Here is a 24,922-nt window from a genome sequence, read left to right as displayed (position 1 = left end):
CCCCTTGCGGACGGTGCTCAGCGTCCGGGGCGCACCGTCAGATCGTTGACCTCCGCGTCCCTCGGGAGGTCGAGGGCCATCAGGATCGTCGTGGCGACGGACTCCGGGTCGATCCACTTGGAGGGGTCGTACTCCTTGCCCTCCTGCTGGTGGACCTTGGCCTGCATGGGGCTGGCGGTGCGGCCGGGGTAGACCGAGGTGACGCGGACGCCGTTGCCGTGCTCCTCCTGACGCAGGGCGTCGGCCAGCGCCTTCAGCCCGTGCTTGGAGGCGCCGTACGCGGCCCAGCCGGCGTGGGCGTTGAGGCCGGAACCGGAGTTGACGAAGATCACCTGGCCCTGGGCGACGCGGAGCTGGGGCAGCAGCAGGCGGGTCAGCTCGGCGGGGGCGACCAGGTTGACGTTGAGCTGGTTGATCCAGGTCTTGGGGGTCAGGTCGCCCACCGCGCCGAGGTCGACGACCCCGGCGATGTGCAGCAGGGAGTCCACGCGGTCGGGCAGCGTCTGGTGGGAGAGGGCCCAGGACAGCTTGCCCGGGTCGGAGAGGTCGCCGACCAGGGTCTGCGCGCCGGGGAGCGCGGCGGCCAGTTCCTTGGCGCGGCCCGCGTCGCGCGCGTGGAGCACGATTTCGTCGCCGCGTGCGTGCAGGCGGCGGGCGACGGCCTCGCCGATGCCGGAACCCGCTCCGGTGATCACATGTGTAGCCATGCCCGCCATGCTCGCACCACCGGCGCCCTACGCGATGCCCTGGCTCTCCTCCAGGTAGGCGAGCGCGCCGACCGGCTCCTCGGCGAAGAAGACCAGCTCGGTGAGGGGGCGGGGCAGGAAGCCCTCGTCCTCCATGCGGCGGAACTGCTCCCTGAGGCCGTCGTAGAAGCCCGCGGTGTTGAGCAGGACGACCGGCTTGTCGGTGTGTCCGTGCTTCTTCAGCTCCAGGATCTCGGTGGCCTCGTCGAGGGTGCCGGTGCCGCCCACCATGATGACCACGGCGTCGGCCTTCTCCAGCAGCAGCCGCTTGCGCTCGGCCAGGTCCTTGGCGATCACCATCTCGTCGGCACCCTCGCGCGCCTTGGCCGCCAGGAAGTCCACCGAGACCCCGAGCAGCCGCCCGCCCGTCTCCTGCACGCCGTCGGCGACGACCTTCATCAGACCGACGTCGGAGCCGCCCCAGACCAGGGTGTGTCCGCCCTTGCCGAGCAGTTCGGCGAACTCCTTGGCGGGCCGGGTGTAACGCTCGTCGAGGTCGGCGGCGGAGAGGAAGACGCAGATGTTCATGGCTCAACGGTACGTTCCCGCGCGGCGGGAAGAACCCGCCGCCCGGGCACGCTGTAGTGACGAAGGCCACTGCCACGGAGGAGGACGATCGTGACCGAGGGACTCGGGAAGCTCAAGGGACATCGCATCACCGTCGAGCCGAGCGGCCGGCACGTGCGCGTGGTGCTCGGCGGGCAGGTCCTGGCGGAGAGCGACGCGGCGCTCGTCCTGCGCGAGACGGGCTGTCCCGACCGGTACTACATCCCGCCGGCGGACGTACGCGTCGACCTGCTGACCCCGTCCGGCACGCACACCCACTGCCCCTTCAAGGGCGACGCGTCCTACTGGTCCCTGCCCGGTGCGGCGGACCTGGTCTGGGCGTACCCGGACCCGAAGCCGGAGGTCGCGGACATCAAGGACCACCTCTGTTTCTACGAGGCCGAAGTGTCCTGATCGATGAACCGGGTGCCGTAGGGCAGTCTGCACAGGCATGGAGAAGACGACTGTTTCCCGTGACGGCACCCGCATCGCCTACCACCGGTCCGGGCAGGGACCGGTGGTCGTGCTCGTCAGCGGCGCCATGTCGACCGGGGCGACGACGGCACCGCTGGCCGCCGAGCTGTCGGACCGTTTCGATGTGGTCGTGTACGACCGCCGGGGGCGCGGCGGGAGCGGCGACACGGCGCCCTACGCGGTGGAACGCGAGATCGAGGACCTGGCGGCGCTGATCGAGGAGGTGGGCGGCGAGGCCTCGCTGTACGGCATGTCGTCGGGCGGCGCACTGGTGCTGCGCGCGGCGGCGAGCGGGCTGCCGGTGCGCCGGGTGGCCGTGTACGAGGTGCCGTACGCCATGGACGACGCGGCCGTGCGGGCCGCCGCCGCGTACACCGAGCGGCTGGCCGAGGCCCTCGGGCGGGGTGGGCGCGGGGACGCCGTGGAGCTGTTCCTGCGTCACACCGGGCTGGGCGAGGAGATGATCCGGGGCGCCCGGCAGTCCCCGATGTGGGCCGGGATGGAGTCGTTGGCGCCGAGCCTGGCGTACGACGACGCCGTGCTGGGCGGGGGCCGGGTCCCCACGTCCGCGATCGCCTCGATCGGTGCCCCCCTGCTGGCCCTCGCGGGCGGTGCGAGCGACGCGTGGTGGCACGAGGCCGCCCGCGCCGTCGCACAGGCGGCCCCCGAAGGGACGTACGGCACCGTGGCCGGGCAGACCCACCGGGTGGAGCCGGGCGTACTGGCGCCGGTCCTGGCGGAGTTCCTCGCCGCGTGAGCCGGCGACGGCGCGGACCGCACGGGCGTGACCGGCGCGCGGATCAGGCCGCGCCGGCCGTCGCCCGCACCGTCGAGGCGATGGTCGCCGAGCCCACCACGCGCGTGCCGTCGTACAGCACGATCGCCTGGCCGGGGGCGACGCCGCGCACCGGCTCGGTGAACGTCACCTCCAGGGTGCCGTCGACCAGTTCGGCGCGGACCTCGCTCTCGCCGCCGTGGGCGCGGAGCTGGGCGGTGTAGGTGCCGGGGCCGGTGGGGGCGGCGCCGCACCAGCGGGGCCTGATCGCGCGGAGGGCGTCGACGTCGAGGGCCTCGGCCGGGCCGACCGTCACGGTGTTGTTCACCGGGGAGATGTCCAGGACGTAGCGGGGCTTGCCGTCGGGGGCCGGGGTGCCGATCCTGAGGCCCTTGCGCTGGCCGATGGTGTAGCCGTAGGCGCCCTCGTGGGTGCCGAGGCGGTTGCCGGCCTCGTCGACGATGTCGCCCTCCGCCTTGCCGAGGCGGTCGGCGAGGAAGCCCTGGGTGTCGCCGTCGGCGATGAAGCAGATGTCGTGCGAGTCGGGCTTCTTGGCCACCGCGAGACCCCGGCGCTCGGCCTCCGCGCGGATCTCGTCCTTGGTGGTGACCGTGTCGCCCAGCGGGAACATGGCGTGGGCGAGCTGGCGGTCGTCGAGCACGCCGAGGACGTAGCTCTGGTCCTTGGCCGTGTCGGAGGCGCGGTGCAGCTCGCGGGTGCCGTCCTCGCGCAGGATCACCTGGGCGTAGTGGCCGGTGCAGACGGCGTCGAAGCCGAGGGCGAGCGCCTTGTCGAGCAGCGCCGCGAACTTGATCTTCTCGTTGCAGCGCAGGCACGGGTTGGGGGTGCGGCCGGCCTCGTACTCGGCGACGAAGTCCTCGACCACGTCCTCGCGGAAGCGGTCGGCGAGGTCCCACACGTAGAAGGGGATGCCGATGACGTCGGCGGCCCGGCGGGCGTCCCGTGAGTCCTCGATGGTGCAACAGCCCCGGGCGCCCGTACGGAAGGACTGCGGGTTCGCGGAGAGCGCCAGGTGGACGCCGGTCACGTCGTGCCCCGCCTCGGCCGCGCGGGCGGCGGCGACGGCGGAGTCGACTCCGCCCGACATGGCGGCGAGGACGCGGAGGGGACGGGTGCGCTGCGGAGTGTCAGTCATAGCCCCTCCAGAGTACGGGGAGGCGGGAACCGGGGCGCGCGCGTATGCGTTGATGATCGTATGGGGGCGAAAGAGGGTTCCACGGGCGGGTCGGCACCGGGCGGCGCCGGGAGCGGCGGCTCCGCGGACGGCGACCGGCGCATCGGCCGGCGCGCTCTGATCGTCGGCGGTGCGGCGGCGGCCGTGGGCACCGGCGTGCTGGCCCGCGACGAGCTGTCGCGCCTGTGGTGGCGGCTGCCGGGCGTCGAGCGGCCCCGCGAAGAGGGCGTGGTGGACTACGCGGGCGCCCGCTGGGTGGCGGCGTCGGACGCCAACTGGCGGCGGGCGGACCGGCCGGACGACTTCGGCATCGACATGGTGATCGTCCACGTCACCCAGGGCAGCTTCGACAGCGCCGTGCGGGCCTTCCAGGACCCGGGGCACAAGGCGGCCGCGCACTACGTCGTGGGGCAGGACGGGCGGATCACCCAGATGATCCGCGAGCTGGACGTGGCGTACCACGCGGGCAACCGCGACTACAACGAACGCAGTGTCGGCATCGAGCACGAGGGATTCGTGGACCGCCCGCGGGACTTCACCGACGCGATGTACGCCGCCTCCGCGCGGCTGACGGCGGGGATCTGCGCGCGGTACGACATACCCGTGGACCGCGAGCACATCCTCGGCCACGTGGAGGTGCCGGGCACCGACCACACCGATCCGGGGCCGCACTGGGACTGGGACCGGTATCTGAAGCTGGTGCGGCGGGCGGCCACGAGCGGCCCGTCCAGGCCGCCCACGAAGGCCTGATCCGGCCGGAGCCCACGACTCCGGCCCCTTGCGCACGACCCCGGCCCCTTGCGCACGGCTTCGGCCCGTTGCCCACGGCTCCGGACCGTTGGCCACGGCTCCGGACCGTTGGCCACGAATTCCGCCGTTGCCTACGAAAGCCCCGCCGCCCTGGCGCGCTCGACCGCGGGGCCGATCGCCTTGCCGAGCGCCTCCACGTCGGCCCGGGTCGAGGTGTGGCCGAGGGAGAAGCGCAGGGTGCCGCGGGCCAGGTCGGGGTCGGTCCCGGTGGCCAGCAGGACGTGGCTGGGCTGGGCGACGCCCGCCGTGCAGGCGGAGCCGGTGGAGCACTCGATGCCCTGGGCGTCGAGCAGGAGGAGGAGGGAGTCGCCCTCGCAGCCCGGGAAGGTGAAGTGGGCGTTGGCGGGCAGGCGCCCCTCGGATGCCGGGTCGCCGCCGAGGATCGCGTCCGGGACCGCCGTACGGACGGCGTCGACGAGGTCGTCGCGCAGGGCGCCGATCTCACGGGCGAACCACGCACGCCGCTCGGCGGCGAGCCGCCCGGCGACCGCGAAGGAGGCGACGGCGGGTACGTCGAGGGTCCCGGAGCGCACATGGCGTTCCTGTCCGCCGCCGTGCAGGACGGGTACCGGGGTGTACTCGCGGCCCAGGAGCAGCGCGCCGATGCCGTAGGGACCGCCGATCTTGTGGCCGGAGACGGTCGCCGCGGCGAGCCCCGAGGCGGCGAAGTCGACCGGGAGCTGGCCGAAGGCCTGGACCGCGTCGGCGTGCAGCGGGACGTCGAACTCGGCGGCCACGTCGGCGAGTTCGCGCACCGGCATGACGGTGCCGATCTCGTTGTTGGCCCACATGACGGTGGCGAGGGCGACGTTGCCGGGGTCGCGGGCGATGGCCTCGCGCAGCGCCTCGGGGTGGACGCGGCCGTACGCGTCGACCGGCAGGTACTCGACGGTGGCGCCCTCGTGTTCGCCGAGCCAGTGGACGGCGTCGAGGACGGCGTGGTGCTCGACGGGGCTGGCCAGGACCCGGGTGCGGGCCGGGTCGGCGTCGCGGCGGGCCCAGTACAGGCCCTTGACGGCGAGGTTGTCGGCCTCGGTGCCCCCGGAGGTGAGGACCACTTCGCTCGGTCGGGCGCCGAGCGCCTCGGCGAGGGTCTCGCGGGCCTCCTCGACGGTGCGCCGCGCCCGGCGGCCGGACGCGTGGAGGGAGGAGGCGTTGCCGGTGACGCTCAGGTGCGCGGTGAGTGCCTCGACTGCCTCGGGAAGCATCGGGGTCGTCGCGGCGTGGTCGAGGTAAGCCATGGTGCGGCCGATTCTACGGGCGGCTCCGCCGGGCCCCGGACCGCGGTTGGCCTCGTCGGCGCCTTTCGGTCACAGGCTCCAGGACATCGTGCTGTCCGCGGACATGAACGCCACCAGGACCAGCAGGTCGGCGACGCCCAGGCCGAGACCGAGGAGGGCCCGGCCGCGGCGGGCGGTGCCGCGCCACAGGGCGACGCCCGCGAGGGCGATGGCGACCGGACCCAGGAAGACGTTGAGGACGAGCAGGCCGAGCAGGCCGAGGACGAAGGAGGCGACGGCCATGCCGTCGGTGTCGTGGATGCCGGTGCGGCGGGTGGCGCGGGGGCCGCGGTCGGTGTCGGTGGAGCGGTGGGCCGGTGCGGTGAGCTGCATGGCGTTCTCCCTGCCGTGCGTCGGTGGACGTGCGTCAGTGGGCGGAGGTGCTGCTCCGTCGGCGGCCGTGCCGCTCGCGGACGGCGAAGACGCCGAGCCAGACGGCGATGACCAGGCCGGCCGCGACGGAGAAGGTGAGCGGCGCGTGGGCGACGGCGCCCAGGACCACACCGAGGAGCAGAAGCGCGACGACGAGAAACAGCATCGAGCGGATCCCCCAATCTTGGGTGGGCACTTCGGTGAACGGTTGTGGTTACAGTTGTTCACTGACTTGCCAGTCTAGCGCGCCGCACGGCTTTTCAATTCCGGAGAACAGTTGTTAACTGCATGGCATGAGTCACACCTCGGGCGTGCGGCAGGCGCAGAAGCAGAAGACCCGGCAGGCGCTCCTGGACGCGGCACTCGGCCTGCTGGAGGAGCAGAGCCTGAGCAGCCTGGGGCTGCGTGAGGTCACGCGCGCCGTCGGCGTCGCCCCGACCGCCTTCTACCGGCACTTCCGCTCCACGGCCGACCTCGGCGTGGCGCTGGTCGAGGAGGCGCTGGGCAGCCTGCACCCGATGATCCGCACGACGATGGCACCGGCCGAGGACGACGACGAACGCATCGGCCGCGCGGTCGAGTTGATCGCCCGGCATGTGGCCGCGCACCCCGCGCACGTCCGTTTCGTCGCGCGGGAGCGGCACGGCGGCGTGCAGCCGGTGCGCCGGGCCATACGGGAGCAACTGGCGCGGTTCGCCGAGGAGGTGAAGGCCGAGCTGGCCGAGGACGCGTCGGCGGCGGGCTGGAGCGAGGCCGATCTGCGCATGCTGGCGGGCCTCTACGTCGACCAGATGCTGATCACGGCGTCACTCTTCCTGGAGACGCTGGACGCCCCGGAGGAGGAGCGCCGCCGGGCCGTCGAGACGGCCCGGCGGCAACTGCGGCTGATCGGCGTCGGCCGCGCGCACTGGCTGGACTGAGGGGCCCCGGGGTCAGCCGAGCCGCGCCCGGGCCAGCTGGCGGGACTGGGCGACCAGCCGGTCGGCGCTGTCCCAGACCTCGGCGTCCTCCTCCAGGAAGCCGCCGGCGAGGTTGCGGGTGGTGACGGAGACCCGCAGCGGCCCCGGCGCCGGACGGCACCGCACGTGCACGGTCAGCTCGACCGTCGGCACCCAGCCCTTGAGTCCCAGCTCGAAGGCGGTGGGCGGCAGCGCGTCCACCGCGAGGAGCAGCGAGAGCGGGTCGGCGTCACGGCCGTCGGCGAGGCCGAACCAGGCCCGCATCTCGCCCCGGCCCGAGGGCTGCCCCAGCGCCCAGCCCAGGGTGGCCGGGTCGAGCTTGAGCATCAGCCGGTCGGCGATGGCCGAGCTGCCCTCGACGGGGGCGGGGCCGTCCTCCGGACCGAAGCACCGGTCCATCGGCGGGATCGCGGGCGGCGTGGCCGAGGTCCGGACGTCGTCCGGCAGCGCGTCGAGGTCGCCGTAGGAGGCGAGCACGCGGATGCGCTCCACCTCGTTGCCCTCGTCGTCGAACTGGAAGAGGGAGGCCTGGCCGGTGGAGAGGGTGCGTCCCGTGCGGACGGTCTCGGTGCGCACGAGGGCCGGGCCCGGCCGGGACGCGGTGAGGTAGTGCGCCGAGACGGTGAAGGGGTCGGCATGCGGGAGCGCGTCACCGAGGGCACGGCCCAGGACGGCCAGCAGGTAACCGCCGTTGACGGCGTTGATGATCGTCCAGCCGGCCGACAGGTCGAGGGCGTAGACACCCGGCGCGCGTCGGTGGACGGCGGTGTCGCGGTCGAACTCACTGTCACCGATGGCGGCCCGTGTGGCCGCTGCGGAGGCTGCTTCTGGCATGGCTGAACGGTACAACAGGAAACTACTAAGCGGTAGCTTTCTCCTTCCGTTCCCGTGCGCGCAGATACGTCTCCAGTTCCGCCGCCCCGGCCACCATGGCCCGGCCCCGGGCGGACACCCGGTCGCGCCACTCGCCGAGGGCGGCCTCCAGCGGCTCCACTCCCCCGGCCGACCGCACCTGGGCGAGGACGGACGCGATCCGCTCCAGCGAGTAGCCGCCCCGCCGGAGCTGGTGCGCGAGGCGGGCGTCCCGCGCGTCGGCCGCGCCGTAGCGGCGGTATCCGGTCACCGGGTCGCGCCGGGGGCGCACCAGGCCCGCGCGCTCCCACTTGCGCAGGGTCGCGGGCCGGATGCCCAGCTCCCGGGCGAGCGCTCCGATGAACCCGCCCGGCGGCCCCGGCGCCTCCTCCGCGGCCTCGGGCACCAGCTCCCGCAGCGCGCCCTCCACCGCTTCCAGCGTCCGCCGGTCGTCGAGCAACTGCGCGTGGCTCTCGTCGATCAGCCGGAACGCCTCGTCCACCGCCCCCTCGTTCACGCCCCGCAGCACCGCGGCCGCCGTCCCGTGCCCGTGGGCCGCCACCAGGGCGAGGAAGGCGTCCAGGGCCCGGGCGTGCAGCGAGGTGTAGACGCGGTAGCCACGGGCCGTCCGGACGGCGGCCGGGAGGATGCCGGCCGCCTCGTAGTTCCTGACCGCCTGCGCCGACAGACCGTGCGCACGCGCCAGGTCGACCGGCCGGAGTCTTTCCTCGTTTTGAAGCCTGTCGGCCATGAACCCCAAGTCCCCGCAGCAAAAGTTTCAATCGAGGGTTCAACGATACCGTTGAACCCATGGCTGAACGCATCCAGGACATCGCCCGCCCGCTGGACGCCGCCGCGGTCATGCGGCTGCTGCCGGCCCGGCCCCGGCTGCTCGCCCTGGGCGAGCCCACCCACGGCGAGGACGCCCTCCTCGACGTGCGCAACGACGTCTTCCGGCAGCTCGTCGAGCAGTACGGATACCGCACGATCGCCGTCGAGAGCGACTGCCTGAAAGGGCTGGCCGTGGACGACTACGTCACGCGGGGCACCGGCACCCTCGACGAGGCGGTGGAGCGCGGGTTCAGCCATCCCTGGGGCCCCGCCACGCCCAACCGGGAACTGGTCCGCTGGATGCGCGCGTACAACGAGGACCGGCCCGCGCACGAGCGGATCCGCTTCGCCGGTTTCGACGGCCCCCTCGAGATCACCGGGGCCGCCAGTCCCCGGGAGGCGCTCACCGCGCTGCACGGGTACCTCGCGGCGCGGGTGGACCCCGCCCTGCTCCCCTGCACGGCACGGACACTGGACCGCCTGCTCGGCGCCGACGACCGGTGGACCGAGCCCGGGGCGATGACGGACCCGTCCCGGTCCGTGGGGCGGTCGGCCGGGGCCGGGGAACTGCGGACGCTCGCCGCCGACCTGGTGTCACTCCTGGAGGAGCAGACGCCGCACCTGCTCGCGTCCGCCTCGCGGGGCGACTGGGACCGGGCCCGCCTGTACGGACGCACCGCCACCGGCCTGCTGGCCTACCACTACTGGATGGCCGAGGCCTCCCCCGCCCGCATGAGCCGCATGCTGGGCCTGCGGGACCGGATGATGGCCGGCAACCTCCTCGCGCTCGCCGAACGGAGGCCGGTCCTCGTCCACGCCCACAACTCCCACCTCCAGCGCGAGAAGAGCTCGATGCGGATGTGGCAGGGCCGGCTGGAGTGGTGGAGCGCCGGCGCGCTCGTGAACGCACGGCTCGGCGGCGCGTACGCCTTCGTGGCGACGGCGCTCGGCACGATCCGGCACGAGGGGGTGGACACCCCGCCGCCCGGCACCGCCGAGGGGCTGCTGTACGACCTGCCGGACGACCCCTGCGTCGTGGACCCCGCGCTGCTGGCCGCCGCCCTCGGCGATCCGCGGCCCGCGCCCCGCGTCTCCCCCTGGTTCGGCTACGCCCCGCTCGACCCGGGCCACCTGGACACGATCGACGGCCTCGTCTTCGTCAAGGACATGCCGCACCCCTGACGGAAGCCGGGGCTCACTCCCCCTCCACCACCGTCGACCGGCGGTTCCAGGCGCGGGGTGCGCGCCAGTGGTACCGCAGGGCGAGCAGGCGCAGGACGAAGGCCGTGACGACCGCGAGTGCGCTGGTGAGCGGGGTGAGGGCCTCGTAGCGGATGCACAGGGCGACCATCGTGGAGCCGACGATCGCGGGGACGGCGTACAGGTCGCGGTCCCAGCGCAGGAGGGAGGGCACCTCGTTGGCGAGCACGTCGCGCAGGACGCCGCCGCCGACGGCGGTGGCCAGGCCCAGGCAGGCCGAGGCGGTCAGGCCGAGACCGTAGTCGTAGGCCTTGGTGGTGCCGGCGACGCAGAACAGGCCGAGGCCCGCCGCGTCGAAGATGTTCACGCCGGTCTGGAGACGTTCCACGTGGGGGTGGAGGAAGAAGACCAGCAGCGTCGCGAGCAGCGGGGTGAGGAAGTACCCGAGGTCGGTGAAGGCGGCGGGCGGCACCGCGCCGATCACCAGGTCCCGGAAGAGCCCGCCGCCCAGCGCGGTGACCTCGGCGAGGACGGCGATGCCGAAGACGTCGAAGTTCTTGCGTACGGCCAGCAGCGCGCCGGAGATGGCGAAGACGAAGATGCCGACCAGGTCGAGCGTGTGCTGGACGGTGGGGCTGAAGAGTTGCTCGTACACCCTTCCATTCTTACCTGCCAGTGAGCCCCCGCCTTACAAACGAAGGCAGGGGCTCAGTGTCAGGGCGGGTGAGTGAGGTCACTTCTCCTTGGCGGGAGGCTTCTCGTCGGTGCTCCCGTCGGCGGCCCCGGCGCTCTCGCCGGTGCCGTCGGTGCCGTCGCCGTCGGTGCCCTCGGTAGCGTCGCCGTCGGTGCCGTCCGTGCCGCCGGTGCCCTCGGTGCCAGCGCCGTCGGTGCCGTCAGTGCCCTCGGTGTCAGCGCCGTCGGTGCCCTCGGCCGCAGGCTCGTCGCCGTCGGACGCCGGGGTCTTCGCGGACTCCGCCCCGACCTCCGCGGCGACGGCGGCCGAGGTCGCCGCCGACTCCGCCAGGGCCTCCTCCGACACCAGCTCCGCCGCCTCCTTCGCCGCGGAGAGCAGGACGACGTCCTGCGGGGCCTGGTCCTCGAAGTTCTCCGGGTGGTGGCAGGCGACCTGCTGCCCCGGCCGCAGCTCCTTGAGCGGCGGCTCGGTGGTGGTGCAGATCTGCGTCGCCTTCCAGCACCGGGTGTGGAAGCGGCAGCCGCTCGGCGGGGCGATCGGCGAGGGCACGTCGCCCTTGAGCAGGATGCGCTCGCTCTTGGCCGACTTGCGGGCCGGGTCCGGGATCGGGACGGCCGACATCAGCGCCTTGGTGTACGGGTGCATCGGCGACTTGTAGAGCAGGTCGCGGTCGGCCAGCTCCATGATCTTGCCGAGGTACATCACCGCGATCCGGTCCGAGACGTGCCGGACGACGGAGAGGTCGTGCGCGATGATCACGTACGTCAGGCCCAGCTCCTGCTGGAGGTCGTCGAGCAGGTTGACGACCTGGGCCTGGATCGACACGTCGAGCGCGGAGACCGGCTCGTCGGCGACGACCAGCTTCGGGTTGAGCGCGAGCGCGCGGGCGATGCCGATGCGCTGGCGCTGGCCGCCGGAGAACTCGTGCGGGTAGCGGTTGTAGTGCTCGGGGTTGAGGCCGACCACCGACAGGAGCCGCTGGACCTCCTTCTTGACCCCGCCCTCGGGCTGGACGCCCTGGAGCTTGAAGGGGGCGCTGACGATCGTGCCGATGGTGTGGCGCGGGTTCAGCGAGGAGTACGGGTCCTGGAAGATCATCTGCACGTCGCGGCGCAGCGGACGCATCCCGCCGACGCCGAGGTGGGTGATGTCCTTGCCCTGGAACTCGACCTTGCCCGCGGTGGGCTCCAGGAGCCGGGTGATCAGCCGGCCCATGGTCGACTTGCCGCAGCCGGACTCGCCCACGACGCCCAGCGTCTCGCCGGCCCTGACCTCGAAGTCGATGCCGTCGACGGCGCGGACCGCGCCGGCCTGGCGCTGCAGCAGGCCCTTCTTGATCGGGAAGTGCTTCTGCAGCCCGGTCACCTTGAGCAGGGTCTCGCCGGGGGCGGCGTCCTTGGTCAGGGTGGCACCGCTGGTCTGTGCGGGAATGGTCACCGCTTTGTCCTCTGCCTGGTCGCTCACAGCTTCGGCGCAATCTCTTCGGTCCAGATACGCTCCCGCTGCTCCTGCGACATGTGGCAGGCGGCCCAGTGCTTGCTGCCGACCTCGGTCAGCTCGGGGCGGACCGTGCGGGTGACGTCGTCCTTGGGCACGTCGGCGTACGGGCAGCGCGGGTTGAAGGCGCAGCCGGACGGCAGGTTGATGAGGGAGGGCGGCGAGCCCTTGACCGGGATAAGGCGTTCCTGCTGTTCGCGGTCGAGCCGCGGCATCGAGCCGAGCAGGCCCCAGGTGTAGGGGTGCCGGGGCTCGTAGAACACCTTCTCCGCCGGACCGCGCTCCACGCACCGGCCGCCGTACATCACCAGGAGGTCGTCGGCCAGCTCGGCGACGACGCCCAGGTCGTGGGTGATGACGATGACCGCGGAGCCGAACTCCTTCTGCAGGTCCCGGATGAGGTCGAGGATCTGCGCCTGGACGGTGACGTCCAGGGCGGTGGTCGGCTCGTCCGCGATGAGCAGCTCGGGGTTGTTGACCAGCGACATCGCGATCATCGCGCGCTGGCGCATGCCGCCGGAGAACTCGTGCGGGTAGCTGTCCACGCGCTTGTCCGGCTGCGGGATGCCGACGCGGTCGAGCATCTCCACGGCGCGGCGCTTGGCGGTCTTCTTGTCCACCTTGTGGTGGATGCGGTACGCCTCCACGATCTGCTGGCCGATCGTGTAGTACGGGTGCAGCGCGGACAGCGGATCCTGGAAGATCATCGCCATCTCGCGGCCGCGCAGCTTGCGCACGTAGTCGGGGTCGGCGGACAGCAGCTCGGTGCCGTCCAGCCAGATCTCGCCGGATATCTGCGCCTTGCGCTTGCCGTACTGGCCGGCGGTGTGCAGGCCCATGATGCCGAGCGAGGTCACCGACTTGCCGGAGCCGGACTCGCCCACGATGCCGAGGGTCTTGCCCTTCTCCAGCTGGAAGGAGAGCCCGTCGACGGACTTGACCAGGCCGTCGTCGGTCGGGAAGTGGACCTTGAGGTCGCGCACTTCCAGGAAGGCGGTCGGCGCGGGCGAGGCGGCGGCGGGCTCGCCCACCGCGGCCCCGCTCTTGCTCAGTTCGGTCATGCGAGCCTCACTCGGGGGTCGATCACGGCGTACAGGATGTCCACCACGAGGTTGGCGATCAGCACCGCGAGAGAAGTGATCAGTACGACGCCCAGGATAAAGGGCAGGTCGTGGTTCTTGATGGCGTCCAGGACCTTCTGGCCCAGGCCGGGGAGGCTGAACGTCGTCTCGGTCAGGATCGCGCCGCCCATCAGGGCACCGAGGTCCATGCCGAGCATGGTGAGCAGGGGGGTCAGGGTGGACCGCATCGCGTGCTTGCTGATGACGACCTGTTCCTTGAGGCCCTTGGCCCGCGCGGTGCGGATGTAGTCCTCGCCGAGGATCTCCAGCATGGTGGCGCGGGTGATCCGGGCGTACATCGCGGCGTACAGGAAGGCCAGGGTGATCCACGGCAGGATCATGCCGCCGAACCACCCGGTGAAGCTCTGTTCGAGCGGGACGAACTCACCGTTGATCCAGCCGAGGCCGTAGGAGAAGATCGCCAGGCTCAGCAGACCGGTGAAGTAGATCGGCAGGGAGACACCCGCCAGGGCGACGACCATCGCACCGCGGTCCCACAGCGTGCCGCGCTTGAGGGCGGAGAGCACACCGGCGGCCACGCCGAAGAGCAGCCACAGCACGGCGGCGCCGAGCGCGAGAGCCAGGGTCACCGGGAAACGCTCGGTCAGGACCGGCCAGACCGACTGCTCGGTCTTGAAGGAGTAACCGAAGCAGGGCGCGGCGCAGTGGGTCACGTCGCCGCCGGCCGCGTAGGTGCGACCCGCGAAGATGCCCTTGAAGAACTCCCAGGCCTGCACGAGGACCGGGTCGCCCAGACCCAGCTTCTCGCGCACTCCCTCGACCGCGGCGGGGTCCGCCTGCTTGCCGACGAAGTTCAGGGCGATGTCGACCCCGGCCCACTTGGGGACGAGGAAGAAGATGCCGAAGACCACCAGGATGATGACCACGAGCATCACTGCGGCGGCGAACAGCCGCCTGATGAGGTAAGCGAGCACGGGTTGCGGCCCGCTGCGCCCCGCGGGCCGCCGGAGATTGTCCGGCGGCCCGCGGTCACGCCGCGCCGGCCTTCACCTGCCTTTCGTGCCGTACGGCGGGTGTACCGGTTACTTCTTGGGGTTCTTCAGACCGATGTTCACGAAGTCGTACATACCGCTGTAGGCGTCGGTGGTGTACACGTTCGCGATGTTGCTGGAGCGCCAGTTGATGAACTTCTCGAAGACGAAGGGCAGGTAGTACGCGCCCTCCATCACCTTGTGGTTGATCTCCCGGGCGGTCTTCTCCTTGCCCGCGGCGTCCTTCTGCGTCAGGTAGTCGGCGAAGAGACCGTCGATCTTCGGGTCGTCGATCATCGCGAAGTTGTTGTTCGCGCTGTCGAGGATGTAGTCGCTGTGCCACAGCGGCAGACCGTAGCCCTGCACGGACGGGAAGTCCGGGCCCCAGCCCATGATGATGATGCCGTAGCCCTTCTTCTGCACGTTCGAGGGGCTGCCGATGACGCTGGCGTACTGCGAGCCGTCGTACTGGTCGATCTCGACGTTGATGCCGACCTTCTTCAGCGAGGCCTGGAGGGACTCGGCGGTGGCGACCTCGACCGGCTTGTTGTTGCGGACCGCGATGGTGGTCTTGAAGCCGTTCGGCTTGCCGCAGGCCTTCAGCTCTTCCTTGGCCTTCTCGACGTTGCCGCTCTTGTTGGCGCCGGCCATCTCGTACGGGTCGTACTTCTGGCCCTCGGAACCCGGGACGGCGGGCGGCAGCATGTTGGTGCCGATGTCGCCGCCGGCGACCGGGCCGCCGCGCGCGGTCTGCAGGGAGACGTGGTCGGCCCCGTAGAGCACGGCCTTGCGGCAGTGGATGTTGTCGAACGGCTTCACGTTCTGCGGGAACGTGGCGTACCGGATGTAACCCGAGACCGGGTTGTCCAGGTTCTCCTTGTGCTCCTTCAGCGCCGTGGTGCGACCCTGCGGCGACAGACCGGTCTGGGCCAGGTCGATGTCGTAGTCGCCGGCGATCAGGCGGGCGTCCAGGTCGTTGGCGTTGGTGAAGAACTTGATCGTGATCTTGTCCGGGTACGCCTTGCGCACCGGGTCCGAGCTCTGCTTCCACTCGGTGTTGCGGACCAGGGTCAGGTCCTTGCCCGGGTTGTAGGACTCGAACTTGTAGGGACCCGAGGAGAACGGGTGCAGGCCGTACTTGGACTTGGTGTCCTTGTCCTGGCGGACCGGGGACGCCGAGGTCAGCGCGAGCATCTCCTCGAAGTCGGAGTTGGCCGCGGGCAGGTGGAAGACGATCGTCTTGTCGTCCGGCGTCTCGATCGCCTTCAGACCCAGCTTGTCCTTGGCCTTGTCCTTGTACGGGCCCTGGTACTCGCCCTTGGGGTCCAGCACCTCCTTGAGGTACGTCGGACCGCCGGACAGCACGTCCTGCGCCCAGACGCGCTCGATGCCGTACTTGACGTCCTTGGAGGTGATCGGCTTGCCGTCCTCCCAGGTGATGCCGTCACGCAGGGTGTACGTGTAGGTCTTGCCGTCCGCCGAGACCTTGGCGACGTCGGTGGCGAGGTCGGGGGTGACCTCGGCGCCGGTCTTGCCGGGCTCCGTCTTGTTCGTGACGAGCTGGCGGCTGTAGTAGCGGGAGAAGTCCCACATGAAGCCGTAGTAGCCACGCGTGGTGTCCCACGAGTCGGCGTCCTGGGTGCTGGCGAACTTCAGCGTGCCGCCCTTCTTGGCCTCGGAGGCCTGGGCGACCTTGTTGTTGGCCGCGTTGAAGCCGGCCGCGCCGTTCTTCGAACCGCTGCCGCCGTCGTCGTCGCCGCCTCCGCCGCACGCCGCCGTGGTCAGCAGCGCGGCGACCACTGCGGCAGCGGCCAAAGCCTGCTTGCGCCGCCCTGAGGTGCGTTGGGTAGTCACGATCTCGGATCCTCCGGATTAGATGAGAGACCCCGTGCAGGTGCCACGGGTCGCTTTGCGGTACGGCAGGGTCAGCGGGAGCCCTTCGGGTCCAACGCGTCGCGCACGCCGTCGCCGAAGAGGTTGAAGGCAAGAACGGTGATGAAGATCGCCACACCGGGGACCACCATGTACATGGGGTCCGACTTGTAGTAGTCGATCGCGCTCGAGAGCATCTGCCCCCAGGACGACGTGGGCGGCTTGACGCCCACGCCGAGGAAGCTGAGCGCCGCCTCGGTGAGGATGTTGGTGGGGATCATCATCGTGGTGTAGACGATGATCGGCGCCACCAGGTTGGGCAGCAGTTCCTTGAACAGGATGTAGAACCGTCCGGCCCCCAGCGACCGGGCCGCCTCGACGTACTCCCGTTCACGCATCGAGAGGGTCTGGCCGCGGACCACGCGGCCGATGTAGGGCCAGCCGAAGAAGCCGATGACCACGATCATCATGAGCAGGCGCACGCCCGTGCCGCTCAGCCCCAGCATGGAGTCCGGCATCACGGAGACCAGGGCGATGATGAACAGCAGCTGCGGGAAGGCCAGCAGGCCGTCCATGATCCGGCTGATCAGGGAGTCGACCCAGCCGCCGAAGAAACCGGCGAGGACACCCAGGACGGTGCCGATGACGACGGCGACCAGGGCGGACAGGAAGCCGACGAGCAGCGAGATCCGGGCGCCGTGGACGATGCGGGCGAAAATGTCGCGGCCGTTGACCGGCTCCACGCCGAGCCAGTGGTCGCCGCTGACGCCGCCCAGCGAGCCCGTGGGGGTACCGAACAGCGGGTCGATCATGTCCTCGTTGTAGGCGTTGGGCTCCTGCCCGTACAGGGAGGTGATCAGGGGCGCGAAGACGGCGACCAGGATCAGGACCAGCACCACGATGCCGCCCGCGAGGGCCAGCCGGTCCTTCTTCAGACGCTCCCAGGCGATCCGGCCCAGGGAGCGGCCTTGTACCGACTTGGCCTCGGCGCCGGCGACCGCCGCTTCCTCTGCCGCACTCGGGGCCGCTTCCGCGGTCGGCTCGTGCAATGGTGCCGTCATCTGGCAGGGACCCCTCTCAACCGGCGGTAGCCGGCCCGCACTTGCCGCTGTAGCGGCGTGATCAGTCCGTCGTACAAAGAGGCGAGCATCCACCCCTTGTTGCGGGAGTCTTCAATGCCTGGGCGATCCGTAGCCAGAGCTGACGGTGAATGGATGCGCAACCGTGATGCTGTTTGAGGTGTTCCGTTATCCGGACAGTGGGTAACGGGGGCCGGACGCGGGCGAGTTGGGACATCAGGGACATGGTGGCGCTTTGCGTCGCCATCTACGCGCGAAGATGACCTTGGATGCCCGGTCCCGTGTTCCGGCCGCCGACGGCCCTGCCGTCAGTAACGGCTGCCGGCCGGAGGGTAGCCGTACCCGCCCGCCGGCGTCTGGGCGGGGGCGGCCGCATGGGCCTCGCGGTCGTAGAACGGGCGGGCGTTGGCGCGCAGCCACAGGGCGACCGGGTCGTGGGTGTCGGTCATCGCCACCGTCGACACCGGCAGGCCGTCCGGCACCGCGCCGACGGACTGCTGCATCATCGCGCGCACCGCGTCGACGGCCGGCGGGGAGGTGTCGTACACGTCGAGGCCGATGGCGAGATACGGCGCCCCGAGCGTCGGCTGCACCCAGGCGCGGCGCAGGGCACGGACCGCCGGGGTGCGGTGGGCGTTCTGGGCGAGCAGGGCGTAGAACTGGGGGATCTCGATGGCCGGTTCGGACAGGCGCAGCGGGCCCGCGGGCTGGCGGTCCAGGCCGGAGGCGATGCGGCGCAGGTCGAGCCAGGGGATGCCGACGCCGCCGCCGGGGGCGTGCGGGTTGAGCCACAGGCCGAAGTGGTCCGGGTAGAGGGCGCGGGCGACCTCCAGGCCGTCGACCACCTCGTACGACCGGTTCCAGCCACTGGCGGACAGCTCCTGGGCGGAGGTCACGCACGGCGCGTAGCCGTACCCCTCGACCTCCATGTTCCCGTACTGGGCGTCCGGGGAGCCGGCCTGGCCGTGCCACAGCAGCATCCAGACCTGGCCGGAGGTGGGGGTGGCGAGGGCGCGCAACAGGGCCTCGTAGGCGTCGTAGCGCCCGGGCGTCACCTGGCGCAGCATGTGCTCGACCTGTCCGGTCGTGGTGCCGCTGGCGCTCACGCGTATCGCCCCTTCGAGAAGTTCCCCCGGTGTCGGAACCAGCTTACGGCTCCGCCGGGTGCGGGGGTCAGGAGCTCGGGGTGTGCTGTGGTCTCCGGGCGCGGGCGCGGGCGCGGGTGCGCCGTGGCCGCCCGCGCCCGCGCGGCGGAGCCGGCCGCACCGGACACGGCCCCGCGCGCCTTGGGGGAGTTGTCCCGCCGGTGGTCACAAGTCCCGGTCGTAGAAGGGCCGTACCTTCTCCCGCATCCAGTCGCAGACCGGGTCCTGGGCGGCCTCCAGGAGGACCAGGTTGACCGGGTGCTTCGGAGGGGACTTGGTCAGGGCACGGCCGAGGGCTTCCAGGGGGAGGGACGGGGCGTCGCCCTCCCAGTGGGTGAGTTCGACGCCGACGTACAGGACCGGGTCGGCGGTCTCCACGGCGGCCAGGCAGCGGCGCGCGGTGCGGACGACGCCGGTGGCGGCGAACTCCGCGGAGGCGGCGGCCAGGAAGTCCACCGGGTCGTCCTGCCAGTCGGGCTCGAAGAGGCGGACCCGGCCGCCGGAGGCGGGCCCGTCCAGCGGGGTGCGCCCGGCGCGGCACAGCTCGGCCACGGCGGGCGGCGGCAGCGGGATGCCCACCACGCCCTCCGGGTTGACGATGACGCCGACCTGCGGGGGCAGGCCGCGGGCGAACTCCACGGCGGGGGCGACGGTGTACGCCATCTGCGCCCCGGCGACCTGCCGGAACTGTTCCTCGGAGCTGAACACCGGTACGTAGGCCTGGCCGTCGATCTCCAGCGAGGGCAGGTCGAGGGGGCCGCTGTGCGGGCCCCCGCCGTTGGGCAGGGGTATCCACAGGAAGCTGCGGCCCAGGACCTCCACGATCCGGCCGCCGGCCGCCGGGACGCCGAGGGAGGCGGACAGCACCTCCTCCAGCTCGTTGCCGGGCCATCCGCCGTGGGGATGGGGGTGCGCCTGTGCCGGGAAGTCCATCTGCCTGCCTACCGCCTGCCTGGTACCGCTGTTCGTGGCTGATTCGTGACTGAAAGGCTAACCCGTTCGGCCCACCGCCCCGCCGTGCGTCAGCCCGTGAAGGCGATCCGGCGCAGGCTGCCGGCCGCCGCCCGGTCGAGGACCACCGCCGAGGCGCAGCCCGCGGGCAGGGCACCCGCCGTCACCGCGCGCAGCAGACGGGAGTTGGCCGCGCGGTGCCGCAGGAACGCGTACCGCGACACGCCCCTGCCGCGCTCGCGCTGGCCGGCCAGGGCCTCGTCGGCGGGGACGTCGAGGAGCAGCAGGTGCAGGGCGGCGCCCCGGCGGCGGGCCTCGCGGGCGAGCCAGCCGCGGACCCAGGCCTGGGTGCCGCAGTCGTGCACGACGACGCCCTCGCCGGAGCGCAGCGCGCGGCGCAGTCCGGCGTAGTGGGCGAGGCGGACGAGGGGGCGGTAGAGCCCGTACGGGAGTAAGCGCGGCACGCGGCCGTCCCAGCGGTCGCGGGTGTCCTGGGAGTCGATGCGCAGGCCGCGCACGGTGCGCCGCATCAGCGTGGACTTGCCGCTGCCGGGCAGGCCGGTGATCACCACCAGGTCCCGGGGTCCGAAGAGCAGGGCGTGCGGGCTGCGGCCGTCGCGGTCCCTCAGGTCGCGGACGACGGGTGCGGTCAGTGGGGCGCACGCCTCGGGGGCCGGGGCGGCGGGCTGCTTGGGCAGCGCGAGTCCCGAGGTCGTGGCGTACGCCGTGGTCCTGTTCACCGTGATCGTCCTCCCCTGGGGCGGTTCACGAGTCCCTCCCCGCCGAGTGTAAAGAGAAGGTAATGCGCCGGTCTCGCGTTTTCGTTCGCTTACTGCCACAAGCCGGTTACAAGGACAGCTCTGCCCACGGATCGCCGGGGCGTGCAATGATGGCCGCGCCAACTGCATACCGGCCGTTTGAATCCGCGCGGGAGAGTCCCCGGCCGCGCCGGGGCGCCGAAGGAGCAAGTCCCTCCCTTGAATCTCTCAGGCACCGTTACCGCGCGGGCGAGGCACATCTGAAAAGCGGACCGCCCCGACGGCGGTCCCACCCAAGGTGCAAGCCCTGATCGCCGTACTCCGGTGGCCGTGGCGAACCTCTCAGGTTCCGATGACAGATGGGGAGGACCGACCTCGCCACGTCCTGTCCTGGGAGACGACCGACCGATGAGCAGTACCGAACTGCGCCGTACCGCGCTCGATGCCACGCATCGCGCGCTGGGCGCGACGATGACCGACTTCGCCGGCTGGGACATGCCCCTGCGCTACGGCTCCGAGCGCGAGGAGCACCTCGCGGTGCGCACCCGCGCCGGTCTCTTCGACCTCTCGCACATGGGTGAGATCACCGTCACCGGGCCGCAGGCGGCCGAGCTGCTGAACTTCGCGCTGGTCGGCAACATCGCCACCGTGAAGCCGGGCCGGGCCCGCTACACCATGATCTGCCGCGAGGACGGCGGCATCCTGGACGACCTGATCGTCTACCGGCTCGACGAGCCCGGGGCCGCGTCCGCTCACTACATGGTCGTCGCCAACGCCTCCAACGCCCAGGTCGTGCTGGACGCGCTGACCGAGCGGGCGGCGGGCTTCGACGCCGAGGTGCGCGACGACCGCGACGCCTACGCGCTGCTGGCGGTGCAGGGCCCCGAGTCCCCGGGCATCCTCGCCTCGCTCACCGACGCCGACCTGGACGGCCTGAAGTACTACGCCGGCCTGCCCGGCACGGTCGCGGGCGTCCCGGCGCTGATCGCCCGCACCGGCTACACCGGCGAGGACGGCTTCGAGCTGTTCGTGCGGCCCGAGCACGCCGTCGCGCTGTGGGAGGCGCTGACCAAGGCGGGCGAGGGCGCCGGACTGATCCCGTGCGGGCTGTCGTGCCGGGACACGCTCCGCCTGGAGGCGGGCATGCCGCTGTACGGCAACGAGCTGTCGACCGCGCTGACGCCGTTCGACGCCGGGCTCGGCCGGGTGGTGAAGTTCGAGAAGGAGGGCGACTTCGTCGGGCGCGCCGCGCTGACCGAGGCCGCCGAGCGCGCCGCGACGCAGCCGCCCCGCGTCCTGGTCGGCCTGGTCGCCGAGGGCCGCCGGGTCCCGCGCGCCGGGTACCAGGTGGTGGCGGGCGGCGAGGTGATCGGCGAGGTCACCTCCGGCGCCCCGTCCCCGACGCTGGGCAGGCCCATCGCCATGGCGTACGTCGACCCCGCGCACGCGGCCCCGGGCACGGAGGGCGTCGGCGTGGACATCCGGGGCAGCCACGAGCCGTACGAGGTCGTGGCGCTGCCGTTCTACAAGCGGCAGAAGTAGACCCGGAAGCGGACACGGGCGGCACCGCACCCCGTGCCGCTCGCGGCTCCCCCCTCACCCCCTTCACCAGACACTTCCTCGCGTACAGGAGAATTCAGGCCATGAGCAACCCCCAGCAGCTTCGCTACAGCAAGGAGCACGAGTGGCTGTCGGACGCCGTGGACGGCGCCTCGACGGTCGGCATCACGGAGCACGCGGCCAACGCGCTCGGTGACGTCGTCTTCGTGCAGCTTCCCGACGTCGGCGACTCGGTGACCGCGGGCGAGACCTGCGGCGAACTGGAGTCGACCAAGTCCGTCTCCGACCTGTACTCCCCCGTCTCCGGTGAGGTCACCGAGGTCAACGAGGACGTCGTCAACGACCCGTCGCTGGTGAACAGCGCCCCCTTCGAGGGCGGCTGGCTGTTCAAGGTGAGGGTCACGGACGAGCCGGCCGACCTGCTCTCCGCCGACGAGTACACCGCCTTCACCGCCGGCTGAGGAGTCACGCCCGCATGTCGCTTCTGAACACGCCCCTGCACGAGCTGGACCCGGACGTCGCCGCCGCCGTCGACGCCGAGCTGGACCGCCAGCAGTCCACCCTCGAGATGATCGCCTCGGAGAACTTCGCCCCGGTCGCGGTCATGGAGGCCCAGGGCTCGGTCCTGACCAACAAGTACGCCGAGGGCTACCCCGGCCGCCGCTACTACGGCGGCTGCGAGCACGTCGACGTGGTCGAGCAGATCGCCATCGACCGGGTCAAGGCGCTCTTCGGCGCCGAGCACGCCAACGTCCAGCCGCACTCGGGCGCCCAGGCCAACGCGGCCGCGATGTTCGCGCTGCTCAAGCCCGGCGACACGATCATGGGTCTGAACCTCGCCCACGGCGGGCACCTGACCCACGGCATGAAGATCAACTTCTCCGGCAAGCTCTACAACGTCGTCCCCTACCACGTCGGCGACGACGGCCAGGTGGACATGGCCGAGGTGGAGCGCCTCGCCAAGGAGAGCAGGCCGACGCTGATCGTGGCCGGCTGGTCGGCCTACCCGCGGCAGCTGGACTTCGCCGCGTTCCGCAAGGTCGCCGACGAGGTCGGCGCGTACCTGATGGTCGACATGGCGCACTTCGCCGGTCTGGTCGCGGCGGGCCTGCACCCCAACCCGGTGCCGCACGCCCACGTCGTCACCACCACCACGCACAAGACCCTGGGCGGCCCGCGCGGCGGTGTGATCCTCTCCACGGCCGAGCTGGCCAAGAAGATCAACTCCGCCGTCTTCCCCGGTCAGCAGGGTGGCCCGCTGGAGCACGTGGTGGCCGCCAAGGCCGTCGCCTTCAAGGTCGCCGCGAGCGAGGACTTCAAGGAGCGCCAGACCCGTACGCTGGAGGGTGCCCGCATCCTGGCCGAGCGCCTGGTGCGGGACGACGCCAAGGCGGCGGGCGTCTCCGTCCTGACCGGCGGCACGGACGTCCACCTGGTCCTGGTGGACCTGCGCGACTCCGAGCTGGACGGGCAGCAGGCCGAGGACCGCCTCCACGAGGTCGGCATCACGGTCAACCGCAACGCCGTCCCGAACGACCCGCGTCCGCCGATGGTGACCTCCGGTCTGCGCATCGGTACGCCGGCCCTGGCGACCCGCGGCTTCACCGCCGAGGACTTCGCCGAGGTCGCGGACGTGATCGCCGAGGCGCTGAAGCCGTCCTACGACGCCGAGGCCCTCAAGGCCCGGGTGAAGACCCTGGCCGACAAGCATCCGCTGTACCCGGGTCTGAACAAGTAGACACCGCGCCCGAGGACGGGGCGCCGCGCCCGCCACAAGCAGGGTCCGGCGCCCCGTCCCAAGCACCGCCCTCCGCACCACCCCCGTTCTGAGGAGTCCCCGTGGCCATCTCGGTCTTCGACCTGTTCTCGATCGGCATCGGCCCGTCGAGCTCGCACACGGTCGGCCCGATGCGCGCGGCCCGCATGTTCGCCCGCCGCCTGCGCAACGAGGAGCTGCTGGACTCCGTCGCCTCCGTCCGCGCCGAGCTGTACGGCTCGCTCGGCGCCACCGGCCACGGCCACGGCACCCCCAAGGCGGTGCTGCTCGGCCTGGAGGGCGACTCCCCGCGCACGGTCGACGTCGAGACGGCCGACACCCGCGTCGAGACGATCCGGTCCTCGGGCCGCATCCGCCTCCTCGGCGAGCACGAGATCGCCTTCTCCTACGACGACGACATGGTCCTGCACCGCCGCAAGGCCCTCCCCTACCACGCCAACGGCATGACGCTGTGGGCGTACGACGCCGAGGGCGCCGAGGTGCTGACCAAGACCTACTACTCGGTGGGCGGCGGCTTCGTCGTCGACGAGGACGCGGTGGGCGCCGACCGCATCGTCCTCGACGACACCGTCCTGAAGTACCCCTTCCGCACCGGCGACGAGCTGCTGCGCCTGACCCGCGAGACGGGTCTGTCCATCTCCGCCCTCATGCTGGAGAACGAGCGCGCCTGGCGCGACGAGGACGAGATCCGCGAGGGCCTGCTGGAGATCTGGCGGGTGATGCGGGCGTGCGTGGAGCGCGGCATGACCCGCGAGGGCATCCTGCCGGGCGGCCTGAAGGTCCGCCGCCGCGCCGCGAACACCGCGCGCAAGCTGCGCTCCGAGGGCGACCCGCAGGCCCTGGCCATGGAGTGGATCACCCTCTACGCGATGGCCGTGAACGAGGAGAACGCGGCCGGCGGCCGGGTCGTCACCGCGCCCACCAACGGCGCGGCCGGCATCATCCCCGCGGTCCTGCACTACTACATGAACTTCGTCCCCGGCGCCGACGAGGACGGCGTGGTCCGCTTCCTCCTCGCGGCCGGCGCCATCGGCATGCTCTTCAAGGAGAACGCCTCCATCTCCGGCGCCGAGGTCGGCTGCCAGGGCGAGGTCGGCTCCGCCTGCTCGATGGCGGCCGGTGCCCTCGCCGAGGTGCTCGGCGGCTCCCCGGAGCAGGTGGAGAACGCGGCCGAGATCGGCATGGAGCACAACCTCGGCCTCACCTGCGACCCGGTCGGCGGCCTCGTCCAGATCCCGTGCATCGAGCGCAACGGCATGGCCGCGGTCAAGGCGGTCACCGCGGCCCGGATGGCGATGCGCGGCGACGGCTCCCACAAGGTCTCCCTGGACAAGGTCATCAAGACCATGAAGGAGACCGGCGCCGACATGTCCGTCAAGTACAAGGAGACGGCCAGGGGCGGGCTCGCGGTGAACATCATCGAGTGCTGAGCGGCC

General features: G+C 71.7%; 26 protein-coding genes and 2 riboswitches. Of the genes, 9 read left to right on the top strand and 17 right to left on the bottom strand.

Annotated features, from left to right (window positions below; all coding sequences use genetic code 11):
* Window positions 1-17: 17 nt before the first annotated feature.
* Together Sdi02f_RS11875 and Sdi02f_RS11870 are read right to left on the bottom strand one after the other, a co-directional pair.
* Window positions 18-707, bottom strand: coding sequence for an SDR family oxidoreductase (locus Sdi02f_RS11875; protein WP_031086230.1), 690 nt, complete (start codon window positions 705-707; stop codon window positions 18-20).
* Between the two features lie 27 nt (window positions 708-734).
* A complete protein-coding gene (locus tag Sdi02f_RS11870; RefSeq protein WP_030402400.1) occupies window positions 735-1,274 on the bottom strand; it encodes an LOG family protein in 540 nt (179 codons plus the stop codon).
* A gap of 90 nt (window positions 1,275-1,364) precedes the next feature.
* Here Sdi02f_RS11870 and Sdi02f_RS11865 point away from each other — a divergent pair, with 90 nt between their 5' ends.
* Together Sdi02f_RS11865 and Sdi02f_RS11860 are read left to right on the top strand one after the other, a co-directional pair.
* Complete coding sequence (locus Sdi02f_RS11865) at window positions 1,365-1,706, top strand: DUF427 domain-containing protein (RefSeq protein WP_108933215.1); 342 nt, start codon at window positions 1,365-1,367, stop codon at window positions 1,704-1,706.
* A 37-nt stretch (window positions 1,707-1,743) separates the two neighbouring features.
* Window positions 1,744-2,523, top strand: a complete 780-nt coding sequence (locus tag Sdi02f_RS11860; RefSeq protein ID WP_108933214.1) for an alpha/beta fold hydrolase — start codon at window positions 1,744-1,746, stop codon at window positions 2,521-2,523.
* A gap of 43 nt (window positions 2,524-2,566) precedes the next feature.
* On the opposite strand, the gene mnmA is transcribed toward Sdi02f_RS11860, so the two are convergent.
* A complete protein-coding gene (gene mnmA / locus Sdi02f_RS11855; protein ID WP_030402403.1) occupies window positions 2,567-3,697 on the bottom strand; it encodes a tRNA 2-thiouridine(34) synthase MnmA in 1,131 nt (376 codons plus the stop codon).
* A 60-nt stretch (window positions 3,698-3,757) separates the two neighbouring features.
* On the opposite strand from mnmA, the gene Sdi02f_RS11850 reads away from it, so the two are divergent.
* Window positions 3,758-4,486, top strand: a complete 729-nt coding sequence (locus Sdi02f_RS11850; RefSeq protein ID WP_030402404.1) for an N-acetylmuramoyl-L-alanine amidase — start codon at window positions 3,758-3,760, stop codon at window positions 4,484-4,486.
* Between the two features lie 131 nt (window positions 4,487-4,617).
* Here Sdi02f_RS11850 and Sdi02f_RS11845 read toward each other — a convergent pair whose 3' ends face one another.
* The 3 genes from Sdi02f_RS11845 to Sdi02f_RS11835 form a co-directional block, all read right to left on the bottom strand.
* The gene (locus Sdi02f_RS11845; RefSeq protein ID WP_031086222.1) at window positions 4,618-5,787 is read right to left on the bottom strand and encodes a cysteine desulfurase family protein; all 1,170 of its coding nucleotides are present in this window, start codon (window positions 5,785-5,787) and stop codon (window positions 4,618-4,620) included.
* Window positions 5,788-5,856: 69 nt separating this feature from the next.
* Window positions 5,857-6,159 carry a hypothetical protein gene (locus Sdi02f_RS11840; protein WP_030402406.1) on the bottom strand — a complete coding sequence of 101 codons (303 nt, stop codon included), beginning with the start codon at window positions 6,157-6,159 and terminating at the stop codon, window positions 5,857-5,859.
* 34 nt (window positions 6,160-6,193) lie between these two features.
* Window positions 6,194-6,364 carry a hypothetical protein gene (locus tag Sdi02f_RS11835; RefSeq protein ID WP_030402407.1) on the bottom strand — a complete coding sequence of 57 codons (171 nt, stop codon included), beginning with the start codon at window positions 6,362-6,364 and terminating at the stop codon, window positions 6,194-6,196.
* Between the two features lie 127 nt (window positions 6,365-6,491).
* On the opposite strand from Sdi02f_RS11835, the gene Sdi02f_RS11830 reads away from it, so the two are divergent.
* Entirely contained in the window at window positions 6,492-7,118 is a 627-nt protein-coding gene (locus Sdi02f_RS11830; RefSeq protein WP_030402408.1) for a TetR family transcriptional regulator, read from the top strand.
* A gap of 12 nt (window positions 7,119-7,130) precedes the next feature.
* On the opposite strand, the gene Sdi02f_RS11825 is transcribed toward Sdi02f_RS11830, so the two are convergent.
* Both Sdi02f_RS11825 and Sdi02f_RS11820 read right to left on the bottom strand, forming a co-directional pair.
* Window positions 7,131-7,991, bottom strand: a complete 861-nt coding sequence (locus tag Sdi02f_RS11825; protein ID WP_031086217.1) for a thioesterase family protein — start codon at window positions 7,989-7,991, stop codon at window positions 7,131-7,133.
* A 25-nt stretch (window positions 7,992-8,016) separates the two neighbouring features.
* Complete coding sequence (locus Sdi02f_RS11820; RefSeq protein WP_031185434.1) at window positions 8,017-8,760, bottom strand: MerR family transcriptional regulator; 744 nt, start codon at window positions 8,758-8,760, stop codon at window positions 8,017-8,019.
* Between the two features lie 59 nt (window positions 8,761-8,819).
* Between Sdi02f_RS11820 and Sdi02f_RS11815 the strand changes: the two genes are divergently transcribed.
* The gene (locus Sdi02f_RS11815; RefSeq protein ID WP_108933213.1) at window positions 8,820-10,022 is read left to right on the top strand and encodes an erythromycin esterase family protein; all 1,203 of its coding nucleotides are present in this window, start codon (window positions 8,820-8,822) and stop codon (window positions 10,020-10,022) included.
* 13 nt (window positions 10,023-10,035) lie between these two features.
* Here Sdi02f_RS11815 and Sdi02f_RS11810 read toward each other — a convergent pair whose 3' ends face one another.
* The 9 genes from Sdi02f_RS11810 to Sdi02f_RS11770 all read right to left on the bottom strand — a co-directional run bounded on the left by Sdi02f_RS11810 (window position 10,036) and on the right by Sdi02f_RS11770 (window position 20,131).
* The gene (locus Sdi02f_RS11810) at window positions 10,036-10,695 is read right to left on the bottom strand and encodes a trimeric intracellular cation channel family protein (RefSeq protein WP_030402412.1); all 660 of its coding nucleotides are present in this window, start codon (window positions 10,693-10,695) and stop codon (window positions 10,036-10,038) included.
* 78 nt (window positions 10,696-10,773) lie between these two features.
* Window positions 10,774-12,171, bottom strand: coding sequence for an ABC transporter ATP-binding protein (locus Sdi02f_RS11805; protein ID WP_245962176.1), 1,398 nt, complete (start codon window positions 12,169-12,171; stop codon window positions 10,774-10,776).
* A 23-nt stretch (window positions 12,172-12,194) separates the two neighbouring features.
* A complete protein-coding gene (locus Sdi02f_RS11800; RefSeq protein WP_030402414.1) occupies window positions 12,195-13,292 on the bottom strand; it encodes an ABC transporter ATP-binding protein in 1,098 nt (365 codons plus the stop codon).
* The gene (locus tag Sdi02f_RS11795) at window positions 13,289-14,287 is read right to left on the bottom strand and encodes an ABC transporter permease (RefSeq protein ID WP_030402415.1); all 999 of its coding nucleotides are present in this window, start codon (window positions 14,285-14,287) and stop codon (window positions 13,289-13,291) included. Before Sdi02f_RS11795 ends, Sdi02f_RS11800 begins: the two co-directional genes overlap by 4 nt.
* A 108-nt stretch (window positions 14,288-14,395) precedes the next feature.
* Window positions 14,396-16,198, bottom strand: coding sequence for an ABC transporter substrate-binding protein (locus tag Sdi02f_RS11790; RefSeq protein ID WP_030402416.1), 1,803 nt, complete (start codon window positions 16,196-16,198; stop codon window positions 14,396-14,398).
* 71 nt (window positions 16,199-16,269) lie between these two features.
* Entirely contained in the window at window positions 16,270-17,277 is a 1,008-nt protein-coding gene (locus Sdi02f_RS11785; protein WP_030402417.1) for an ABC transporter permease, read from the bottom strand.
* Window positions 17,278-17,603: 326 nt separating this feature from the next.
* Window positions 17,604-18,401: an enhanced serine sensitivity protein SseB C-terminal domain-containing protein gene (locus Sdi02f_RS11780; RefSeq protein WP_030402418.1), complete on the bottom strand. Its 798-nt coding sequence runs from the start codon at window positions 18,399-18,401 to the stop codon at window positions 17,604-17,606.
* Window positions 18,402-18,605: 204 nt separating this feature from the next.
* Window positions 18,606-19,373, bottom strand: coding sequence for an enhanced serine sensitivity protein SseB (locus tag Sdi02f_RS11775; RefSeq protein WP_031086205.1), 768 nt, complete (start codon window positions 19,371-19,373; stop codon window positions 18,606-18,608).
* Window positions 19,374-19,462: 89 nt separating this feature from the next.
* Window positions 19,463-20,131 carry an AAA family ATPase gene (locus tag Sdi02f_RS11770; RefSeq protein WP_031185437.1) on the bottom strand — a complete coding sequence of 223 codons (669 nt, stop codon included), beginning with the start codon at window positions 20,129-20,131 and terminating at the stop codon, window positions 19,463-19,465.
* A 178-nt stretch (window positions 20,132-20,309) separates the two neighbouring features.
* A riboswitch (glycine riboswitch) is annotated at window positions 20,310-20,403 on the top strand.
* Window positions 20,404-20,518: riboswitch (glycine riboswitch) on the top strand.
* 39 nt (window positions 20,519-20,557) lie between these two features.
* On the opposite strand from Sdi02f_RS11770, the gene gcvT reads away from it, so the two are divergent.
* The 4 genes from gcvT to Sdi02f_RS11750 all read left to right on the top strand — a co-directional run bounded on the left by gcvT (window position 20,558) and on the right by Sdi02f_RS11750 (window position 24,916).
* Window positions 20,558-21,691: a glycine cleavage system aminomethyltransferase GcvT gene (gcvT, locus tag Sdi02f_RS11765; RefSeq protein ID WP_030402421.1), complete on the top strand. Its 1,134-nt coding sequence runs from the start codon at window positions 20,558-20,560 to the stop codon at window positions 21,689-21,691.
* 101 nt (window positions 21,692-21,792) lie between these two features.
* On the top strand, window positions 21,793-22,170 hold the full coding sequence (gene gcvH, locus Sdi02f_RS11760) for a glycine cleavage system protein GcvH (RefSeq protein ID WP_030402422.1): 378 nt from the start codon (window positions 21,793-21,795) through the stop codon (window positions 22,168-22,170).
* Window positions 22,171-22,184: 14 nt separating this feature from the next.
* Window positions 22,185-23,447 carry a serine hydroxymethyltransferase gene (gene glyA, locus Sdi02f_RS11755; protein ID WP_108933211.1) on the top strand — a complete coding sequence of 421 codons (1,263 nt, stop codon included), beginning with the start codon at window positions 22,185-22,187 and terminating at the stop codon, window positions 23,445-23,447.
* A gap of 101 nt (window positions 23,448-23,548) precedes the next feature.
* Entirely contained in the window at window positions 23,549-24,916 is a 1,368-nt protein-coding gene (locus tag Sdi02f_RS11750) for an L-serine ammonia-lyase (protein ID WP_030402424.1), read from the top strand.
* Window positions 24,917-24,922 lie beyond the last annotated feature (6 nt).

Origin of the sequence: Streptomyces ardesiacus, assembly GCF_003112575.1 — a bacterium.
Taxonomy (GTDB): Bacteria; Actinomycetota; Actinomycetes; order Streptomycetales; family Streptomycetaceae; genus Streptomyces; species Streptomyces ardesiacus.
This window is presented reverse-complemented; position numbering and strand designations above follow the sequence as displayed.